Here is a 20,312-nt window from a genome sequence, read left to right as displayed (position 1 = left end):
AGCGCTATCCCTGACCCTAGAGCGGTTTTCTCCGCCGGTCAACACCGTTGCCATGGTCTTGCCCCGATCCCGGAAAACGTCTTCCGAATGAGGCGCCATCGGAGTTCGCCCTCGCTAGCATGGTGAGTCACCGCCGCGCGTCTGTGCGGTAGAAACGGGGGCGAGGTCATGGGTAGCCGAGCACAGTCTTCTGCTGCCAGGGGCGCACGACTGCGCGCCCGCCTGTTCTCCGCCACCACGATTGTCGGAGACGTGCTCCTGCTCCATCTCTACTGGCTGACGGTTTCGGCAGCCGTCGTCACCGCCCTCCCCGCGTCCCTCGCCCTGCAGCGGGCGCTCCACGATGTGCTCGTGGACGGCCGCTCCGACACGACCCGGGTCTTCTTCTCCCGGTTCGGCAGGTCGTGGCGCAGCTACTGGCTGCCCGGCATCGTCGCGCCGATCCTCGCCGTGATGTATGTCTTCGCGCTGCTGTTCTGGGCGTCCGCCAGCGGCTGGGGTCGCACGGCAGCGCTCGCCCTCCTTCTCCCCCTCGGGGGGTTCGCCTTCTGCGCCTACCTCGCGACCCTCGCCGCCGCCCCGACGCTCCCCGACGGCGCCGGGGTGCGGCAGGCGGCACGGCAGGGCTGGACGGTCCTCGCCGGCCGGCCCCTGGCGGCCGCCGGCAGCCTCGTGGTCATGGTCACCTGGCTCTTGCTTCTCTCCCGGATCCCCACCCTCGCGCTGGTCGGCCTCGGGCTCGTTCCCGCGTTCCTCGCGCTGTGGCTCGGGAAGGCACCCAGGGCCGCCGGGCGTCCGTAGCGACGACCGCCCGGGCCGGCAGGCCTCAGGTCCCGTCACGCACGCTCCGCACGAACCGGCGCACGTGCTCCCCCAGCGTGGTGATTCGCCGCTGTCGCGCCGCCTCGACATCGAAGCCGACATACGCGACGGGTGGTCGCTTGCGCACATTCGCCGAGCACTCGAATTCGGCACACACGAAGGTTGCCATCGTGTCGCCGTTTCGGCCGGCCTGTCCGGCACGCTTGACGCTGAAGAGCACCACGTCGTTGGGCAGGTGAACGTCCTCGCACCACGAGCACTGCGCTCGCGAGCGGGGCTTGGAATCCGCACGGCGAACCATTACTCCGACGGGGACACTGTCGAGTGCGATGACCACATAACCGACGTTGGGCAGTTTGCGATCGCGCCAGCCGAGGTAGTCGAGGTTGTCCCACGCCAGGCTGGCGAATTCCGGCGGGAGGGTGAGGGCGGTTCGTTCCCTCAGGGAGGCGTTGACGAACGAGCCTCGAAGGTCTTTTTCAGTGAGCGGGAGCATGAATTAGGGCTGCCTTGTCTGTCTGTCTGTCCCTCGGTCCGGCGCGGCGCCGAGGGGTCCGGGTGCGAGAGATCCAGGCTGCGGCAGCCACTGCGGGCGCCACGTCGAGGATCGGAATGCGCCGAGGGCGCGGGAATGATCACCAGGGAAGAACAGGGCTATCTCGAGCCGGCGAAGGAATCGCCGGCGAGCTCCAAACGCCCACAGGGCTGAGTCACAGAGATGAGGAATGCCACGACAGGCAGCCTACGCCAACCGATGCGCGCCGAAACGCCGAAGCGCTCGCGCGGGGGTGGTGCGAACACCATCTCCGCGCGAGCGGCTTCGATCGTCGATCGTCAGGCGGCGAGCGGCAGCCCGGCCTCTCGGCGCACAGCAACTGCCAGACCGTCGTCGATCACCGTCACCCCGATGCTTCCGCCGTCCTCGAGCTGCGCGGTGACGAGGAGATCGGCAATCCTGTCCTCGAGTTCGCGCTGGATCACCCGACGCAGCGGGCGAGCCCCGTACTCGGGCTCGTAGCCGTGGTCGGCGATCCAGTCGACGGCCTCGTCCGACACGCTCAGGCCGATGTTGCGGGCCAGCAGCCGCGCCTCGGTGGCCTTGATCAGCAGCCGAACGATCTCATGCAACTGGGCGGTTTCGAGCTTGCGGAACAGCACGATCTCGTCGATGCGGTTGAGGAACTCGGGCCGCATGGCCTCGCGCAGCTTGCCCATGACCCGGTCCCGCAGGTCCTTGTCGGACCCGAAGCCGTTCGCGGAGTCGCTCGCCACGAAGCCGAGGGCGCCGCCGCGGCTCGCCAGGAACTCCGACCCGAGGTTGGAGGTCATGATGATCACGGTGTTGCGGAAGTCCACGGTGCGCCCCTGGCCATCGGTCAGCCGCCCGTCATCCAGCACCTGCAGCAGCAGGTTGAAGACGTCGGGGTGGGCCTTCTCGATCTCGTCGAACAGCACGACGGAGTACGGATTGCGTCGCACCCGCTCGGTGAGCTGGCCGGCCTCGTCGTAGCCGACGTATCCGGGAGGGGCGCCGACCAGCCGGCTCACAGTGTGCCGTTCGCCGAACTCGCTCATGTCGAAGCGAAGCATCGACTTGGCGTCGCCGAAGAGCGACTCGGCGAGGGACTTCGCGAGCTCCGTCTTTCCGACGCCGGTCGGACCGAGGAACAGGAAGCTGCCGACCGGTCGATTCTGGTCGCCCATGCCCGTGCGGTTGCGGCGAACGGCCTTGGCGACCACGGTCACCGCGTCATCCTGGCCGATCACGCGCTCGTGCAGGTCGGCCTCCAGCCGGCCCAGGCGTTCACGATCGACCTCCGTCAACCTAGTGACGGGGATGCCGGTGGCCCGCGAGATGACCGCGGCGATCTCTGCCTCGTTCACCACCGCCGCGACAGCCGCCCTCGTGGGCTTCGCCGCGGCCAGCTTGTCGTGGACCGCCTCGATTTCATCGCGCAACCTCGAGGCCTCCTCGTAGTGTTCGCCGGCCACCGCCGAGTTCTTCGCGGCCTCGAGGGCGGCGAGCTCCTCGAGCAGGGCGGAGACGTCCACGGGAGACCCGAGCCTGAGGCGCAGTCGAGCGCCGGCCTGGTCGATGAGGTCGATGGCCTTGTCTGGCAGGAAGCGATCGGTCACGTAGCGGGCAGACAGTTCGACCGAGGCGCGGATGGCGTCGTCGGTGTAAGTCACCCCGTGGTGCTCCTCGTAGGCCTTGCGCAGTCCGGAGAGGATCAGCACGGCATCCTCGATGCCGGGCTCACCCACCTGCACGGGCTGGAAGCGGCGTTCGAGGGCCGGGTCCTTCTCGATCGAGCGGTACTCCTTGAGCGTGGTGGCGCCGATGAGGTGCAGGTCACCGCGGGCCAGCCGGGGCTTGAGGATGTTGCCGGCATCCATGCCGCCGTCCCCGGAGCCGCCGGCGCCGACCACGGTGTGCAACTCATCGATGAACACGATGAGCTCGGACTTGTGGGCGCTGATCTCGTCCATGAGCGTGGTGAGGCGCTCCTCGAAGTCACCGCGGTACTTCGTGCCGGCCAGCATCGCCGGCAGGTCGAGGGTGACCACGCGCTTGTCGCGGAGCTGTTCGGGAACGGCGCCGTCGACGATGGCCTGGGCAAGCCCGGCCACGATCGCGGTCTTACCGACCCCCGCCTCACCGATGAGCACCGGGTTGTTCTTGGTGCGCCTCGAGAGGATCTCGATGGTCTGCTCGATTTCGTCGGCCCTGCCGATCACGGGGTCGAGCTCTCCGGCGCTGCCCATCGCCGTGAGGTCGACGCCGAACCTGTCGAGCATCGGAGTCTGGGACTCCGCCTCGACGCTCGGCTGTTCGGTCCCGCCGGAACTCACGGTCTCCCGCATGCCGGACTGCAGCGACTCCGGCGTGACGCCGGCTGCGGCGAGAACCTGGCCGGCCGGCGAGTCCTGGTTGATGACGAGGGCGAAGAACAGGTGCTCCAGGTCGATGTAGGTCGAGCCGGATGCCCGGGCGACCTGATAGGCGTGGAACAGGGCGCGCTGCCCGGACTGGGTGAGTGCGGGCGCCGCGGTGGCGCGTTCGGCGGATGTCGCCGGCAGCCGCTGCTCGGCGGCGTGCGCAACCTTCGCGGGGTCGGACCCCACGCGCCTGATCACCTCGGCGGCGGGCTCGCGTTCGGCGATCACGCGCAGGATGTGGAGCGCGTCGAGTTCGTTCTGGCCGTGCTCGAGCGCGAATCGCCCGGCCTCGGCGAGAACCTCGCGGGACCGGCGGCTGAGCAGTCGGCTGATGTCGATCGAACGCCCGGACTGTGCGGAGCGCTCGCCCTCGAGGTATCGAGCGAGGAATTCGTCGAAGGAATTTCCGCCGACGTCCTCGGGCTCGGAGTTGTTAGGCAATTGGACCTCCCGGTGAAACTTGAGTGCCTTTGACTCAACTTAACAACGAGGATCGAGTTTCATTCCCGCGTGCCGCGAAAATGCTCCGGTCTCACTCGTGGAGCCCGAAGCGGGCGTGGATGGGCCGCATCCACCGGGGCGCCCACCACAGCACTCGTTCGAGCGACGTCATCACGGACGGGACGAGGATGGTGCGCACCAGCGTGGCATCCAGCAGCACGGCCACCGCGAGGGAGATGCCGATCTGCTTCATCTGCATCAGCTGCCCGGTGGCGAATCCGATGAACACCAGCACGATGATGAGCCCAGCCGAGGTGATGATCCTCCCCGAGCTCTGCAGTCCCGTTTCGATGGCGAGCCGCGTGCCCTCGCCCTGCTCGTAGTGCTCCTTGATGCGAGCCAGCAGGAACATCTCGTAGTCCATGGCCAGGCCGAAGCCGAAGGTCAGCACGAGGGTGAGCACGAGGGCATCGACTCCCGAGACGGTCGTCGCATCGAAGTTGAGCAGGCCGGCGAGGTTTCCATCCTGAAAACCCCAGACCAGAACCCCGACGGCGGCGCCGAGGGAGATCGCGCTGATCACCAGGGCCGTGAGCGGGATGACCAGGGAGCCCGTCATGAGGAAGAGCAGCACGAAGGTGGCCACGGCGATGATGAGCGCGGCCCACGGCGCACCGCGCAGCAGCGACTCGGTGTAGTCGAGCGAGGCGGCATCCGACCCTCCCACCCAGTTGGCGAAGGCGGGGCGATTCGCCCGGATCTCTCCCACGACGGCGGTGCCCTGGTGCTTCTGCACGCTCACGCGGGACACCCAGTAGCCGTTGACCTTGGCGGGTGCCGTCGCGTCGGTCACGTGGGGCAGCGCCTTCACCCGGTCCACCCAGGCGGCGACCGAGGCCTCATCGGCGGAGGCCACCAGTTGCACCCGCGGAGCGGATGCCAGGGGAAAGTGGGCCTGGAGTGCCGTCACGAATCCGTATTGCGACGACGACTTCGGAATCGAGTCGTCGGCGTTGTTCGAGATGTTGATGGCCAGCGCCGGGCTTCCGAGCAGCAGCAGCACGGCGACGCCGGCGGCCGCGACGAGCCAGGGCAGTTTCTGCACGCCGCGCGTGAGCTTGGAGAAGACGCCCTCCTTCGGCGCCACATCGCCGAAGCGGCTCAGCAGCCGGCCCAGGCCGGGGATGCGGGTGAGCAGCCCGGGCTTGAATAGATGCTCGCCGAGATAGCCGAGCAGCGCCGGCACCAGAACGAGCGCGGTCAGCACGGCGATGAGCACGACGGTGCTCGCTCCGATGGCGATGGCCCGAATGATGGACGGCTCGAAGACGAACAGGCCCAGGGTGGCGATCGCGAAGGTCAGCCCGGAGAACAGCACGGTGCGTCCGGCCGTGTTGACCGTCACGCCGACGGCCTGAAGCATCACCTCATGGCGGTCGGAGACGCGAACGGCACGCCTCCCGTGACCCGTCGCCGGCACCCCCTCGGGCGGCATCTGCTCGACCATCGCGCGGAATTCCTCACGGAAGCGGCTCACGATCAGCAGGCTGTAGTCGATCGACAGCCCCAGCCCGATCACGGTGATCACGTTCATCACAGTGGTCTCGATGTCCATCAGGTAGCTGAATCCGTAGAGCGCGCCGAGCGCTCCCACGATCGAGGCGACCGCGCCGACGAGCGGGATGCCCGCCGCCAGGAACCCCCCGAAGATGATGAGCATCACGAAGAGGGCGATGGGGAGCGAGATCAGTTCCCCGCGCTGCAGGTCCGACTCCGCGACCGCGACCAGGGACTGCACGAGAAGGGGTGTTCCGCCCACCTCGGCCGTCGCGCCCGGCACCAGGGTGTGCACCTTCGACGCGGTGGCCTCCAGTTTGCGCTGCACCGGGCCGAGAACCGAATCACTGACCTTGCCGCCCGACTTCGACATCGAGACGGTGAAAAGCAGACCCTTGCCGTCCGAGGCCAGCAACGCGCCGGCTGCGGGCGATGGCGTGCCGTCGGGCAGGGCCGGAATGGCGAGCGGGTTCACCACCTCGGTGACTCCGGTGATCTTCGAGAGACTCCCGCTCGCATCGGCGAGGAGGGTGCCCAGTTCCGAGGACTTCAGGTCGACACCGTGGAGCAGCAGCGACAGCGACTCCGTGTTCTTGTCCTTGGTGCTCTTCAGCAGCGAGTCCGCGTGGCTCGCCTCACCGGCAACGGACGGGCCGGCACTCGAGAGTCGCTGGAAGAGGTTCTCCCCCGTCAGCCCGAAGACGGCGGTCGCGAGGCAGACCGCGAGGGCGATCGCCCAGGCGAGGGTGGCGATGAGCCGGTGCCGGGCGATGGCGACACCAAGGGCGCGCAGCATGGTTGCCGTATCCTCCGTTTTGCCGCGTCGTGCGGCTGACCACACGGTATTTCCTCGCGAGCCCGACCCGCGGGGCTAAGGTCCCCCCGGTTGCCGCCGGGCCGGCCGCCCCAGCGATAGGATCGTGTGCGGTGGGAGCGCTCGCGTCCACCAGGAAAAGGAGCGATCACATGCCAGTCTCACGCGAACTCACCAAGCCGCTTGCCGGTCTGGTCTTCGTACTCGGCTGGGCCATCGGCATCACCCTGTGGTCCGTCGCCCATCTGGCGCCGGATGCCACCACCGGGGGGTTCATCGTGGACATCGGCATCCTCGCCGTGAGCGTCGGTTTCGCCGCGCCCTTCCTGGACACCAGGAAGGGGCTTGTCGCCGCCGTGATCCTCGCCCTCGTCGGCATCGCGTTGTTCGCCGCCGGCCATTATCTGGGCGCCCCGGTGATCGTGTACCTGCTCCGCCTGCTCGCGCCGTTTCTCGCCCTCATGACGCCCGTCTACCGGCTGCTGGGCTTCCGCGTCTTCGCTTAGCGCGTGCTTTGGCCTATCCCGGTCGCGATCCTGCTCGAGCTCCCGTCGCGGCGGGAGATGCGGCCCGGCGGCGGGAGGCGAGTATCCCTCCTCGAGCACATTTCCCCGCCGGAGCATGCGGCAGCTCCCTCCGCGAGGGCGAGCGAGCTCCGCCAGGACGGATCTCTGACGAGCGGCCTCATCCGCGTCGCCACTGTTCAGCGGGCACGTCGAGTCGCCGCCGGAGGGGGTTACGGCCGAGCACGCGTCGAACGCCGAGCGATTCTCTCCGTCGCAGACACCGTGAGCGGCCGCGGTCGACCCCGCAACAACCGCAACGCCACTGCCGCCGCCACGAGGGCGGCGATCGCGGCCGCGGCGAATGAACCCTGCAGGCCGTAGGCGATCGACTCGCGTGCCGTGGCTCCGGCCGCGACCTGCTCCTGCATCCGGGCGGCGGCCACGGCGCTGAAGGCCGCGATTCCGATGGCGCCCCCGACCTGGGAGCTGGCGTTCGCCAGGCCCGAGGCCAGCCCGGATTGGCTCGCCGGGACGCCAGAGGCGATCACCATCGTCGACGGGGTGAAGCTGAGGGCGACTCCCGCCGCGGCCACCAACAGCCCGGGCAGCACATCCAGGGAATACGTCGGCCCGGCGGGGTTCCGCGCGAGCCACAGGTGCCCGGCCGCCAGTAACAGCAGGCCCAGCATCAGCGTGCGTTCCGGCCCGATGGCACGGAGGATGCGGGGCAGCAGGAGCAGCGAGACGACGAACCCGGCCACCGAGGTCGGCAGCATCGCGATCCCCGCCGAGTCGGGCGCGAGCAGCAGAACCTGCTGGAGGTAGAGGGCGCTGAGGAGGAAGGCGGAGACGCGTGCCGCTCCCCCGAGCAGTCCGATGATCACGCCGGCCGAGACCGCCCGCTGCCGGAAGAGGGCGAGGGGAACGATCGGGTCCGCCGCCGTCTTTTCGATGGAGACGAAGGCGATGAGCAGCGCGACCCCGGCCGCCGCTCCCCCGATCGACTCCACCGAGAACCAGCCTCGGTCCACGACCGAGAGGGTCGCGTAGATCAGGGCGAGGGCGGCCCCGGTGATCGTGATGGCCCCGAAGGCATCGAAGGTGCGGCGAATGCGGTCCCCCGACCCGGCGACGAAGAGAAACCGCGCGGAGACCAGGGCGAGGAGGGTGATCGGGATCGTGATGAAGAAAACCCACTGCCAGCCGAGGGCTGCGGTGACGAGCCCGCCGACGGAGACTCCGACAGCCCCGCCGGCCGCCGAGGCAGCGCCCCACGCGCTCATCGCCTTCGCCCGGGCCGCACCCGGGAATCCAACGAGGATCACGGAGAGGGCCGAGGGGCTCAACACGGCTGCGCCGAGTCCCTGCAGGGTGCGGGCGACGACAAGAACGGTCTCGTTGGGCGCGATTCCCGCCAGCAGGGTCGCCCCGGTGAAGAGCGCGGCGCCGGCCATGAACATCCGTCGGCGGCCGAAGAGGTCCGCCGCCCGCCCGGAGAGCAGAAGGAACCCGCCGAAGGCAAGGAAATAGGCGTTGACCACCCAGGCGACGCCCGTCTGCGTGAGGTGAAGGTCGTGCTGGATCGATGGCAGCGCGACGTTCACCACGGCGGTGTCGAGCATCACGACGAACTGTGCTGAGACAAGCACCACCAGCCCGACGCGCCTCCTCACCGTCGAGCCGCCCACGGAAGTCACTTGCCCCGGCCCAGGAATACGGTGATCTTCGCCGCCATCGCCGCCGACTGGGTCCAGTGCAGGTAGTGCTTGCCCCGGAGCACGACGATCTCGTGGCGGTGCACGTTCTTCACCTGGTCCTCGTGAATCTCACGCCAGTGCGGAATGGTGGCGACGCTGTCGGCGGAAAGGAAGGTGAGAACGGGCAGGCCAACGGGGTAGGTCATTCCCTGGAGCCGGCGGGCGTTGCGCCCGATCTGAGCCATCTCGTTCGCGACGGCGTCGTTGCCGAAGTTCCAGCTGGTCATCAGGTGGATCCGGCGACGTTCGTTTGCGGTGTACGCGCCGCCGTCCGGCTCGCCGAGAAGTGCGGGGGCGAGGGCGCTCAGCCCTCGGGCGAGGCCCGTCGTCGAGGCCAGCCGAGCCAGATTGACGCCACCGCTCTGGATGCTGGGGGCGTCCACCTTGTCGGCCGGCGCGGTCGGATCGATGCCGATCACCGCGGACACCTCCTTCGGATACCTGGTGGCGTAGTAGAGCGTGTAAAAGCCGGAGATCGAGTGGCCCACGAGGGTGTACGGCCGTTCGATGTCGAGCTTCGACAGTACCTCGTGGAGTTCTGCGGAGATGTTCTCCACCGTTCGAGGCCTCGCGGTCATGTCGCCGTAGCCGTATCCCAGCCCCTCGACCGCGATGACGTCGAATGCGCCGAGTCGCCTGATCCGCGGGGCGAAGTCCAGCGCGGGCGCGGCGGTGCCCAGGCCGCTGAGCAGCACGAGCGGAGGTCCGGAGTGGCCATTGCGGTAGACGTTGAGCGAGCCGCCGTCCACCGCCACGCGGTGGCCGTATGGCGCGGTGACCGACCGCTCGACGCGCTCCTGGATCAGGTTGGTGACGGTCGACCCGAAGAGCAGCCCGATCAGGGCGAGGGCGACGATGCCGAGGGTCCGGAACCCTCTCCTCCGTGGCTTCTCTTCGCCCTCGGACCTCGGGTGGTCGGATGGCGGTGAAGCGATTGTCTGCGCGGCGTCGACGGTCACATTCAGCCCCTCAGTTCGAGTAATTCAAACATGTTTGTTTGACTTACTCCACCATAACTTATACATGGCTGTTTGAGATAGTGCGGAGCGAAGAATCCCCTGGGCGGAGGCGCACTCCCCGGCCGAAGAGTCAGGCGGGCACGGACACCAGGGCCTGGATCGTGTCGGGCAGCAGGCGGTCCGCTTCGTCCTCGCCGAGCCGTCCGAGCCGGATTTCCGTGGCCGCTCCGTGCAGGATCGCAAAGAAGCACGCGGTGAGCCAGTCGGCGGACTGGTCGGAACGGAACTGGCCGCTCGCCTGGCCGCGCTCCATCAGCCGGCGCACGCGCAGCATGGTCTCGTCATGATGTTCACGAACGCGGTCGGCGCCGAGTTCCTGTTCGGCGGCACCGATGAGCCCCTGAAAGTCATCCACGAGTCGCCAGGACGTCGTGACGAGCAGCCGCAGTGCCTCGCGCGGATCCCCGTCGAGGTCGAGCGGGGCGAGCTGAACCTCCGCCCGACCGATGGCCTGCACGGACGCGGCCTCCACGAGTTCCCGGCGCGAGGAGAAGTGGCCGTACAGGGTCACCCGACCGACCCCGGCGGCCCGAGCGATCTCCGCCATGCTCGCCCGCGGATTCGCGGACAGGCAGGCCAGGGCGGCGTCGATGATCGCCGCGCGATTGCGCTGGGCATCGACTCGTTGGGTTCGGTCGGTCACATCAGTGGTCATGAATCAACCTTATCTCAAACAACCATGTTTGGGTTATGGCGCGCCGGTCGGTCGTCATCGCGGAGAGGAGCCACCTCCGCCGCGGCGTCCACACCGACGGAGGAGGGCGGGCTTACCCGCGACTCGCCTCGTCCCACCAGTCGAGCACGCGGGTGCCGTGGAACGTCAGCCACTTCGATGGCTCGCCCGCCGGCACGTCGACCTCGAACCACACCCGCCCGGGATGCCTGCGCTCCTGAAGCCAGGTGCCGTCCGGGAGACGGGCGGCTCGGATCACGTCGATCGCGTCGGCGAGCCGCGGATCGGGCCGGGTGCCGTCCAGAAGCGCAGCCGCTCGGAAGTAGTCCGCCGCGTTGAGCACACTGTAGAACCAGCGGAACGGGTAGGCGAACCGGGTCGCCCACGACGCAACGAGCTCGCCCGTGGAGAGGGAGCGCATCAGGCGGCGCTCCAGCAGGTACTCCTCCGCGGATCGACGGGCTTCACGCAGCTCGGCGCTGCCGCCGGTAGCGGCCTCGTGGTAGAGCAGCCCCTTCACGGAGTTGAGCGTGGAGTGGAACGACGAGCGGGTCGAGCCCTCGACCCACTCGCAGTTCCAGCCGCCGTCCGCCATCCGGTGCTCGAGGAACCACTGCGCGAGCCCAGAGACATCCGCGCCGAGCCACGTCCCGTTGGCGAGCGTGTACGCATTGATGCAGCAGTCGACCTCGCCGCCCCAGTACGGCAGGTCGTTGTACTCCCAGCGGCTGTTCGCGGCGAGCAGGTCCGCCGTGCCTGAGAGCAGCGCCGCGTCGACTCCCCACTCTCGGAGTGCGTTGAGCGACCAGGTCGTGGCCGTCCACGGCTGCCCGGCGCCCTCGGCCGCCTCTGGGCCCGTGAAATCGAGGTCGCCCGGGAAGTACGCCCCGCCCGCCCACTGGCCGTCGGCATCCTGAAGCGCGAGAAGGCGCTCGCCGAATCCCTCCGTGCCCACGCGGGCTCGAGTCGCCCGCCAGACCTCCGCCGGCGCGCCCGCGAGATCCCGCTCTACCTGCCAGCGCAGGGCCGGATCGGTCTCGAGCAACCAGTCGATGAGGGCGGTTTCGGTGGCCATGGTCCGCAGGGTACTCCCGACTCGACCACCTGGCGAGGGCCCCACGAATGCCCCTATCCCAAACAGTCATGTTTGAGTTATGGTATCTCATACATTCATGTTTGATTTAGGAGGACCATGTCACACCTCACGAGCGTGCACCCGACCGGCGTGAAGCCCCCGGCAACGCGCGGGCGCTGGATTGCCCTCGTGCTGCTTTGTGCAGCTCAGTTCATGCTCATCCTCGATGTCACCGTGATCAACGTGGCGCTGCCGCAACTCGGCAGGGAGCTGAACCTCGACGGCGGCTCCGCCAGCTGGGCGATCACCGCCTACGTCATCCCCTTCGGTGGCCTGCTGCTCTTCGGCGGAAGGCTCTCCGACCTGCTCGGTTCACAACGCATCTTCCTCGCCGGTCTGGCGCTCTTCACCGTCGCCTCGCTCTTCGCGGGGCTCGCCGACGGGGCACCCTGGCTCTTCGCCGCCCGCTCCGCACAGGGCATCGGGGCCGCGCTTCTCTCCCCCGCGGCATTGGCCACGGTGACCGGTCGATTCAGCGGCGCGGACCGCCACCGCGCCCTGGCGATCTGGGGCGCCGTCGGCGCCGTCGGCGCTGCCATCGGCGTGCTCATCGGCGGCATCCTCACCGAGGGCGCCGGCTGGCGCTGGATCTTCTTCATCAACATCCCGGTCGGCGTTCTCGTGGCGGTTCTTCTGCCCCTGGTCGTTCCGGCGGTCAGTGCCGTTCGGTCCGGACGACGGATGGACGTGCCGGGCGCGATTCTGGTCACGCTCGGAGCAGGCAGCCTGATCTACGGAATCACGAGCATCGGAGGCACGTCGCTGCCGGTCGTGTGGATCTCCCTGATCGGAGCCGCCGGAGTGCTGTTCGCCCTGTTCGTGATGCGCGAGCGCACGGCACGCGATCCGCTACTCGACCTGCGGATCGTTGCGCGGCGCCCGGTTCAGGCGGGCATTGTGATCATGCTCGGCGCCAGCGCGCTGCTGGTCGGCAGCTTCTTCCTGCTTTCCTTCGTTCTGCAGAATCACCACCGCCTGTCGGCGCTCGGCGCCAGACTGGCCTTCTTCCCGGTGGCCCTTGCCACGCTCGTCGGGGCCCATCTCGCCGGCAGTCTCGTGTCACGCCTCGGCGGTCGCCTGGTCGCGGCGACCGCCTTCGCCATTGCCGCAATCGGGGCGGGGGTGGCGGCCATCGAGGTCGAGACCATCCCCCTCCTTGTCGCCGGAGTCAGCGTCACCGCGCTCGGCCTCGGCTCTGCCTTCGTCGCCGCCACGACGACCGCGATGTCCCACGTGCAGCCGCAGGAGCTGGGCGTCGCCTCCGGAATCATCAACACCTTCCACGAACTCGGTGCGGCCCTCGGCGTGGCGACCCTCTCCGTGATCGCCGCCGGCAGCCTCGCCCAACCCGAGTCCACGACCGGGTTCGTCTCGGCCTACGCCACCGCCGCCGTCGTCGCCCTCGGCGTCGCCATCATTGCGGCGCTGCTGGTGCCAGCGGGGCGGCCCGCCGCCGACGCGCCGCGCTTCGCCCACTAGACCACATCCATCACGCAACCAGAAAGAACCCAATGCCTCGCATCATCGACCTGAGCCACACCATCTCCGTCTGACTCGTGACCTACCCCGGGCTGCCCGCTCCCACGATCTCGTCATTCCTCGCCCGCGAGGACTCGCCTGCCCGCTACGCGCCGGGCACCGAGTTCACGATGGACATGATCACCATGATCGGCAACACCGGCACCTACCTCGACAGCCCCTTCCACTGCTTCGCGGGAGGAATCGACCTCGCCGGGCTGGATCTCGACTCGCTGGTCGGCCTGCGCACGGAGGTCATCCACCTGCCCGACGCCTCCGAGCGGGGTGTGGGCGCCAGGGCCTTTCGCGGACGTGACCTCGCCGGATCGGCGGTTCTCCTGCACACGGGCTGGGACCGGCACTTCGGCACGCCGGGCTACGGCAACGGCGCCCCTTACCTCACCGAGGAGGGAGCGCGATTCCTCATCGACGCCGGGGTCGGACTCGTGGGAATCGACTCGCTGAACGTCGACGACAAGGACTCCAGCGGGGAGCGGCCAGTGCACGCTCTATTGCTGGGAGCCGGCATCCACATCGTCGAACACCTCACGAACCTCGGCGAGCTTCCGGCGCGGGGGGCGAGATTCACCGCGGTCGCGCCGAAGATCGCGGACTTCGGCACGTTCCCGGTGCGGGCGTTCGCGGAACTCGGGCGTCAGTGACCCCTGGTCGTGCACGGTGCGACTACCCGTGGGCCGCCGCGCCGACGCCAAAACGCCCTGAGGCCGCCGCCCAACGACAGAGGCCCCGGTCGCACGACCGGGGCCCCTGTGCGGAAAGTGCGGAGGATCAGGCCTCGCTCATCGCCGTCTTCTCGGCCTGGCCCTTGGCCGCGTAGTACGCGGCACGCGCCGCGATACGCCGGGTCTGCTCGGCCTGTCCGGCGTCGAGGATGTCCTGCGGCACCTCGACGTTGGGCACGCGGCTCTGGGCGTGGTGCTTCTCCATGTACGCGTCCAGCTCGGGGCCGGACTCCCAGGAGGTGATCAGGCAGTAGCGCGGCTCGGGGCCGACGTGGGTGGCGGCGTGCCAGAGGCGTTGGGTGTCGATGATCAGCTGGGCACCGGCCGGGAGGGCGATGCGGTATTCGACGCTCGGGTCTGTGCGGTTCTCGCGCAGCACGAAGAAGCTGTCCTTGTCATCGCTGAGGTTGAAGAATCCGCGGACGACCCAGCCGGTGCCGTCCGGGTTGAGGCGGTTGTTGTCGTCCTGGTGCAGGTTGTACAGGCAGTCCGCATAGGTGTTCGGCAGCAGTTCGATGACGCGGCAGCGACCGACGTTGGCGCCGGGCTCCTGCGCCCGACGAGTGAGGTTCGGCGCCTTCTCGACCTGGGAGGGGATCCAGACGCCGTCCTTGTCCGTGCGCGGTGGCTTGTGGTTCCAGAAGCCGTTGACCTCGATCTCGCCGAACGCACTGGCGAGCGGCGCAAAGCGGGTCTCGCCAGACGACTTCCAGTCGACGTACTCGATGTCCAGCCATTCCTTGGGGTCGAGCTCCTGGTTGTAGCGGTCGAGAACCACGTAGCCGGTCTCTTCGAGTGCGGCAGATTTGATGTAACCCATGATCGAAACCATGTCCTTTCGTCGAGGGCGAGCTAAGTTTTTACACGCCCAACTTAGGCGAGCCTAACATTCGGCACCTGAGGGCGATCGAGCCACGCGCTCAGGCGAATAAGCTGGATTCAATATGAGTTCTGCCACGAATATCGATGCGACCGCCGTCAACACGATTGGCTGGCTGTCCGCCGCGCAGACGACCATCGTCGTTCCGGTGTACCAACGTCAGTACCGCTGGGACATCGGCGCCTGCGAGCAGCTGCTCTCCGACATCCGCGAGGTCGCCGACTCCGACGAGCGGCAGATGCACTTCATCGGCTCCATCCTGTCCTCCGCCAGCGCCGAGGGCGACGGCGCCGAACTGGTGCTCATCGACGGCCAGCAGCGCATCACGACGCTGATGCTGCTGATCGCCGCGCTGCACCACAGCGTGCTGAACGATCCAGTGCTGGCCGCGGACCTCGCGCTCTCCGCCGACCTGGAGCGAGTGCTGGTGCGAGGCTCCGGGTCGCCGGACGCCGGGCCGGCGCGCACCAAGCTCCGCCCGCACCGCGCCTGGGCGCAGGTCTTCGAGAGTGTCGTGCTCGACCGACGGTTGGCGGATGACGAGGCGCGCGACTCCCGCTTCGACGACAACTACGCCTTCTTCCGGAGCCAGGTTCCGGCATCAGAGGCCCGGCGAATCTGGACGGGTCTGCAGCGTCTGGAGCACGTCGCCATCACGCTCGGCGCTGACGCGAACGCACAGCAGATCTTCGAGAGCCTCAACTCCACGGGGGAACCGCTCCAGGACCACGAGCTGATCCACAACTACGTGCTCATGGGCCTGTCGCACGCGGAGCAGAGTGAGATCGAGGACTCGTTCTGGCTGCCGATCGAACAGAACACCGGGGAATCCATCGGCACGTTCTGGCGACACTATCTCGTCATGACGACCGGGCGCGAGGTCGACACCGTGGGCGGCCGCGGCGTGTACGACGCCTTCCGGCACCGCTTCCCTCGATTGAATCTCGAGACCCTGCGCGAGCAGGCCGCCGAATGGCGGGAGTACTCGGCGATCTATCGCACGCTGCTGGAGCCGACGCAGGCGTCGGACCCGGACATCGCCCGCCAACTCACCCACGTCAACACCTTCGGCCGGGCGATGTACCCACTGGTGATGCGCGCCTACCGCGACTTCTCCCGAGGCACCGTGGACAAGGACTCCCTCGTCACGACGCTGGAGCAGGTGCAGGCACTGCTCCTGCGCCGCACCGTGGTCGGGGTGAGCACCGATCGTCTGGTGGCCCGACTGTGCCGCGCCCGGGAAGAGGGTCCAGCCAGCCTGATCGACGCGATCGCCAGGATCACCCCGTCGGATGAGCGGGTTCGGGTGGCCGTGAAATACGGGGCGCTCCCCCACGCCGCCTACGTACTGGGGCGCCTCGCGAACGTCGACAGCCTCGCCGACCTGGACGTCGACCACATCTTTCCGCTGGCACCCGGAGACACCTGGAGCGGCGACGGAACGCGGGAGTGGGTCGAATACACCGAGGACGAGCAGAACAGCCACCGGGCCCTCGCGCACACCCTCGGCAACCTCGCCCTCCTCGAGCAACCGCTGGCGGAGCGCGCGGCCAACACCTCCTTCCCCGACAAGCGCGCGGCCGTCTACGCCCGGAGTGCCATCCCGACCACCCGCGAACTCGCCGACACTCTCTCCTGGGGAACGTCCGCCATCGCCGAGCGCACCGCTCGGCTCACGGCCGACTTCCTGCGGATCTGGGCGCGTCCGGGCACGGTCGGCATCGACGACGACGGGCTCACCCCGATCCTCGACGCCCAGCGGAGGCGCGGATGGCCCCGGGGCTGGCAACGGGAGTTCGAGTACGTCGAGTACCGCGGCGAGCACTGGGAGGTCCAGGACGTCAAGTACCTGTTCGACCGCGTCTTCAAACGCCTCTGGGCGGATGAACGGCAGCACGTCGTCGAGTTCAGCGCCCGTCGCGGCGGGCCGATCTTCGAGGCTCAGGCCTGGAACGGGCAGTGGCACGCGCTCGACGACACGCACTTCCTCTACCTGGGGTGGGACTCCCAGTACATGCTCACCGCGGTTCAGGGCGCGCTCGAGGAGGCCGGCCTCGCATCCGAGGTGTTCGTGAAGTACTCCTACATCGGCGAAGTGATGTAGCGATGGCCGCCGCCGCGCTCGCATTGCGGGTCACGCGCCGGTGCCCCCGAAGCCCTTCGGCAGTGTGAACGGGCAGTAGAGGTCCATTTGCGGCGCCACCCGCGCCTGCGCCGTCTCGAGCGCCTCGATCGGGGTCTTCGTGCCGAGTTTCACGCTGTCCTGGGCCTGCGCCATCGAGTCCCACCAGATCTGACTCACCGGGAAGGGCGGCCGCGAGGTGGAGAACTTCAGCTGGTCCACGAACAGCCCGAGGGACTCGATCGCGGGGTTGGTGCTCTTCAGCACGTCCCGCTGGGTCGGCACCGTGTGCACCGCCGGCATGTAGATGTCCTGGCCCGGTTTGCCGCAGTAGAACTTCATGAAGTCCCACATCTCCTTCGTCATCGACGAGCCCTTCGGCGCCACCAGCGAGAAGCCTCCCGACCAGGTGTACGGCTTGTCGCCCTTGTGCGCCACCGGGAGGTAGGTGTAGCCGTAGTCGAGGTTGGGAACGTACTTCTCCAGGGAGCTCACGATCGGTTGGGCGATCAGGAAGCCCTGCTGTTCGCCCTGGAACGACGTCTGGGCCGGCGGATGATTCGGCGGCTCGTAGGTCGCCTTGAAGGCGTCCACCTTGCCGAAGTCCATCTCCCGGGCCTGGTCGTAGAGGAAGGTGTATGCGTCGAGGATCGGCTTCGCCGTGAGGTCGATCGAGCAGTTCGAGTCGTCGAAGAAGGTCGCCTGGTTGCCGAGAGACCAGGTGTAGGCCCAGGCCTCGCCGTCCCAGGGGATGAGCCCCAGCCGGGTGTAGTTGCCGCGCCCGTCCTTCTTGGTCATCTTCTGGCTGATTTCGAGCACCCGCTCGATGGTGGGCGGACCGTTCTTCGGATCGAACTCGTCGAGGTCGACGCCCACCGCGCGAAGGAGCCGCTTGTTGTAGTACAAGACGCGCGTGTCGGTGTCCATCGGCAGTCCGTAGACCTGACCGTTCAGGCTGAGCGAGTCGGTGGAGAACTGCAGCCACTGGTCGAGAAAGGTGCTGTCCTCGTACTTCTCGATGAGCGGCGTGATGGATTCCAGCAGCCCGAGCGACGCGTACTGCGCACAGCTGAACGCGTCCATATACCAGAGGTCGGGGGCGGTTCCCCCGCGAACCGCGGTGATGATGCTCGTCGCGTCACCGGTGCCGTTGCTCGGCACGGTGCTGTTGACCACCGAGACGTGCGGAGCCACCTTGCCGTAGGCGTCGATGATCTTCTTCTCGACGGGCCGCGAGTCGCCGCCGACGCCCCACAGCCTGATCTGGTTCGGATCCCTCTGCGCCGCGGTGCAGCCGGCGAGCATTCCGAGTCCCGCGAGAGCGCCCACGGCGGCCGCGCCGCCGAGGAAGGTGCGTCGTTGCATCATTATTTGAATCCACCTAACGTGATCCCCTTGAGGAAGTAGCGCTGAAAAACGAAGAACAGGATGATGAGCGGGGCGATCACGAGCACCGAAGCCGCCATGAGCTCGTTGAACTGGATGTCCTGCTGGTTGGTCTGCCGGAACGCCTGCAACCCGATCGAGAGGGTCTGCACGTTCACGTCCTGCAGGTAGATCAGCGGGCCCATGAAGTCGTTCCAGGCGCCCACCGCCGAGAAGATGCCGACCGCCGTGAGCGCCGGGAGCGCGGTGGGGAACACCAGCCGCCAGGCGATCGCCCACTCGCTCGCCGCATCCAGGCGGGCGGCATCCAGCATGTCCTTCGGTATCTGCAGCAGAAACTGGCGCAGCAGAAAGACGAAGAAGGCCGAGGCGAAGAGGTTGGGCACGATCAGCGGCAGCCAGGTGTTCACCCAGCCGAGATTCGCGTAGAGGTCGAACATCGGGATGAGGGTGACCGGGAACGGGATGAAGAGAGTCGCAAGCACGATGTAGAAGACGCGGTCACGGCCCTTCCATTCGAGGCAGGCGAAGCCGTACGCCACGATGAAGTTGGACACCACCGAGAAGATCACCGACAGCACCGTGATCACCGCGGTGTTGCGGAAGAAGCTCCAGAACGGCATGGCGTTGACCGCGTTGACGAAGTTCTCCCAGTGGAACTCCTGGGGGAACCACGTGGGTGGGTAGTGCGAGAGTTCCTGGCCGCTCTTGAGCGCGGAGGCGATCATCCAGTAGAGCGGAAGCAGGAAGAGCAGGCTCAGGCCGATCATGAGAATCCGGGCGATCGCGGAGCTGTACCACTTCTGGCGGCTGCCGTCTCGGGCGCGCCCCACCTCCTCCCGCTTCGGGGCATCGAGCGCGGCCTCGTCTTCCGGGCCTCGCGGCTGCGGTGTGGTTGTAGTCAATGTCACGTCTGCTTCTCCCTGTTCAACCCGCGGCAACGTCATAGTTGACGAATTTCTTGGAAATGAAGTACACGAGCCAGGCCAGCAGCATGCCCACCACGAAGAGGAGCACCGCCAGCGCGGACGCGTAGCCGAGCGAGGCGTAGCTGAAGGCGTTCTTGTAGAGATAGAGCATGTAGAACAGCGTCCCGTTGTCCGGTCCTCCCACCCCGTTCGTGAGCACGTACGCCTGCGTGAACACCTGCAACCCGCCCGAGATCCCCGTGATCAGGTTGAACAGGATCGCCGGAGTGAGAAGCGGAAGAGTGATCGAGACGAACTGCCGCACCGGGCCGGCACCGTCGACGCGCGCCGCCTCGTAGAGCGTCACCGGGATGTTGCGCAGGCCGGCGAGGAAGATGATGGCGGCGTTCCCTGCCGCCAGCTGCGCCATCAACACGATGACGATCTTGGCGGAAGTCGGCTCGCCGAGGAGGTTGGAGTTACCCGCCCCGAACAGGGTCAGAAACTGGTTGAAGACGCCGAAGCGCGGGTTGACGAACACCACGAAGATGAACGACAGCGCGAACGCGGGAACGAGGGAGGGAATGTAGAGGGCCGTGCGGTACCACGCCACCTCACGCACATTCCGGTTCATCGCCAGGGCCAGCACGACGGCCACGACGAGGCCGATCGGTACGGCGAGACCCGCGTAGAAGAGCGTGTTCCCCGCCGAGATCTTCACGAGCGGATCGGTGAAGGCCGTCACGTAGTTCTGCAGCCCGACGAAGGTCGGCTTCGCCATCCCGGAGTATCGCGTCAGGCTGATGACGAGCGAGTAGACCAGCGGATACAGCACGAAGATGACCAGACCGACAATCCACGGCGAGATGAACAAGAGCCCGAGTCCGAGGTTCTTCTTGTCGCGGACCGTGAGCCTTCTCGACACGGTTCGGGCGGCGCGAACGGCGTCTGCCGTTGCTGCCGGTGAGTGGCGCCTTGCGCCAGCACCCACCACGTCTATCGAGTTCGCCATCGAGCCTCCAACGTCTTGGCACTTCCGCGTGCCTCACTGTCGACGCCATCTCGGCGGCAACTCCGACCGACCATACAGC

Annotated in this window: 16 protein-coding genes; 5 read left to right on the top strand and 11 right to left on the bottom strand. The window is 67.6% G+C overall.

Annotated elements, in window-relative coordinates:
- The first annotated feature begins 168 nt into the window (after positions 1 to 168).
- Complete coding sequence (locus FVP33_RS08925) at positions 169 to 801, top strand: hypothetical protein (protein WP_147783313.1); 633 nt, start codon at positions 169 to 171, stop codon at positions 799 to 801.
- Between the two features lie 25 nt (positions 802 to 826).
- Here the strand turns inward: FVP33_RS08925 and FVP33_RS08920 are convergent, their stop codons facing one another.
- From FVP33_RS08920 to FVP33_RS08910, 3 genes are all read right to left on the bottom strand, one after another.
- Positions 827 to 1,318: an FBP domain-containing protein gene (locus tag FVP33_RS08920; RefSeq protein WP_147783312.1), complete on the bottom strand. Its 492-nt coding sequence runs from the start codon at positions 1,316 to 1,318 to the stop codon at positions 827 to 829.
- Positions 1,319 to 1,656: 338 nt separating this feature from the next.
- The gene (locus tag FVP33_RS08915) at positions 1,657 to 4,203 is read right to left on the bottom strand and encodes an ATP-dependent Clp protease ATP-binding subunit (RefSeq protein WP_147783311.1); all 2,547 of its coding nucleotides are present in this window, start codon (positions 4,201 to 4,203) and stop codon (positions 1,657 to 1,659) included.
- A gap of 91 nt (positions 4,204 to 4,294) precedes the next feature.
- The gene (locus tag FVP33_RS08910) at positions 4,295 to 6,556 is read right to left on the bottom strand and encodes an MMPL family transporter (protein ID WP_147783310.1); all 2,262 of its coding nucleotides are present in this window, start codon (positions 6,554 to 6,556) and stop codon (positions 4,295 to 4,297) included.
- 170 nt (positions 6,557 to 6,726) lie between these two features.
- Between FVP33_RS08910 and FVP33_RS08905 the strand changes: the two genes are divergently transcribed.
- Positions 6,727 to 7,080, top strand: a complete 354-nt coding sequence (locus FVP33_RS08905; RefSeq protein ID WP_147783309.1) for a hypothetical protein — start codon at positions 6,727 to 6,729, stop codon at positions 7,078 to 7,080.
- A 230-nt stretch (positions 7,081 to 7,310) separates the two neighbouring features.
- Here FVP33_RS08905 and FVP33_RS08900 read toward each other — a convergent pair whose 3' ends face one another.
- The 4 genes from FVP33_RS08900 to FVP33_RS08885 all read right to left on the bottom strand — a co-directional run bounded on the left by FVP33_RS08900 (position 7,311) and on the right by FVP33_RS08885 (position 11,604).
- Complete coding sequence (locus tag FVP33_RS08900; protein ID WP_147783308.1) at positions 7,311 to 8,732, bottom strand: MFS transporter; 1,422 nt, start codon at positions 8,730 to 8,732, stop codon at positions 7,311 to 7,313.
- Between the two features lie 41 nt (positions 8,733 to 8,773).
- A complete protein-coding gene (locus FVP33_RS08895) occupies positions 8,774 to 9,796 on the bottom strand; it encodes an alpha/beta fold hydrolase (RefSeq protein ID WP_246142267.1) in 1,023 nt (340 codons plus the stop codon).
- Between the two features lie 130 nt (positions 9,797 to 9,926).
- Positions 9,927 to 10,511, bottom strand: coding sequence for a TetR/AcrR family transcriptional regulator (locus FVP33_RS08890; protein WP_147783307.1), 585 nt, complete (start codon positions 10,509 to 10,511; stop codon positions 9,927 to 9,929).
- Between the two features lie 112 nt (positions 10,512 to 10,623).
- Complete coding sequence (locus FVP33_RS08885) at positions 10,624 to 11,604, bottom strand: squalene cyclase (RefSeq protein ID WP_147783306.1); 981 nt, start codon at positions 11,602 to 11,604, stop codon at positions 10,624 to 10,626.
- A 117-nt stretch (positions 11,605 to 11,721) separates the two neighbouring features.
- Between FVP33_RS08885 and FVP33_RS08880 the strand changes: the two genes are divergently transcribed.
- Positions 11,722 to 13,143: an MFS transporter gene (locus FVP33_RS08880; RefSeq protein ID WP_147783305.1), complete on the top strand. Its 1,422-nt coding sequence runs from the start codon at positions 11,722 to 11,724 to the stop codon at positions 13,141 to 13,143.
- 77 nt (positions 13,144 to 13,220) lie between these two features.
- Positions 13,221 to 13,844, top strand: coding sequence for a cyclase family protein (locus FVP33_RS08875; RefSeq protein ID WP_246142266.1), 624 nt, complete (start codon positions 13,221 to 13,223; stop codon positions 13,842 to 13,844).
- Between the two features lie 127 nt (positions 13,845 to 13,971).
- Here the strand turns inward: FVP33_RS08875 and FVP33_RS08870 are convergent, their stop codons facing one another.
- A complete protein-coding gene (locus FVP33_RS08870; RefSeq protein WP_147783304.1) occupies positions 13,972 to 14,745 on the bottom strand; it encodes a hypothetical protein in 774 nt (257 codons plus the stop codon).
- A 124-nt stretch (positions 14,746 to 14,869) separates the two neighbouring features.
- Here FVP33_RS08870 and FVP33_RS08865 point away from each other — a divergent pair, with 124 nt between their 5' ends.
- Positions 14,870 to 16,909 carry a DUF262 domain-containing protein gene (locus FVP33_RS08865; RefSeq protein ID WP_147783303.1) on the top strand — a complete coding sequence of 680 codons (2,040 nt, stop codon included), beginning with the start codon at positions 14,870 to 14,872 and terminating at the stop codon, positions 16,907 to 16,909.
- Positions 16,910 to 16,939: 30 nt separating this feature from the next.
- On the opposite strand, the gene FVP33_RS08860 is transcribed toward FVP33_RS08865, so the two are convergent.
- Genes FVP33_RS08860 through FVP33_RS08850 form a run of 3 tightly spaced genes read right to left on the bottom strand, consistent with a single transcriptional unit; the run spans position 16,940 to position 20,233 of the window.
- Positions 16,940 to 18,295, bottom strand: coding sequence for an ABC transporter substrate-binding protein (locus FVP33_RS08860; RefSeq protein ID WP_147783302.1), 1,356 nt, complete (start codon positions 18,293 to 18,295; stop codon positions 16,940 to 16,942).
- A complete protein-coding gene (locus tag FVP33_RS08855; RefSeq protein WP_246142265.1) occupies positions 18,295 to 19,224 on the bottom strand; it encodes a carbohydrate ABC transporter permease in 930 nt (309 codons plus the stop codon). Before FVP33_RS08855 ends, FVP33_RS08860 begins: the two co-directional genes overlap by 1 nt.
- 16 nt (positions 19,225 to 19,240) lie before the next feature.
- Positions 19,241 to 20,233, bottom strand: a complete 993-nt coding sequence (locus tag FVP33_RS08850) for a carbohydrate ABC transporter permease (RefSeq protein WP_147783300.1) — start codon at positions 20,231 to 20,233, stop codon at positions 19,241 to 19,243.
- Positions 20,234 to 20,312: the final 79 nt, after the last annotated feature.

Source organism: Lacisediminihabitans profunda, assembly GCF_008040105.1.
GTDB lineage: Bacteria > Actinomycetota > Actinomycetes > Actinomycetales > Microbacteriaceae > Lacisediminihabitans > Lacisediminihabitans profunda.
This window is presented reverse-complemented; position numbering and strand designations above follow the sequence as displayed.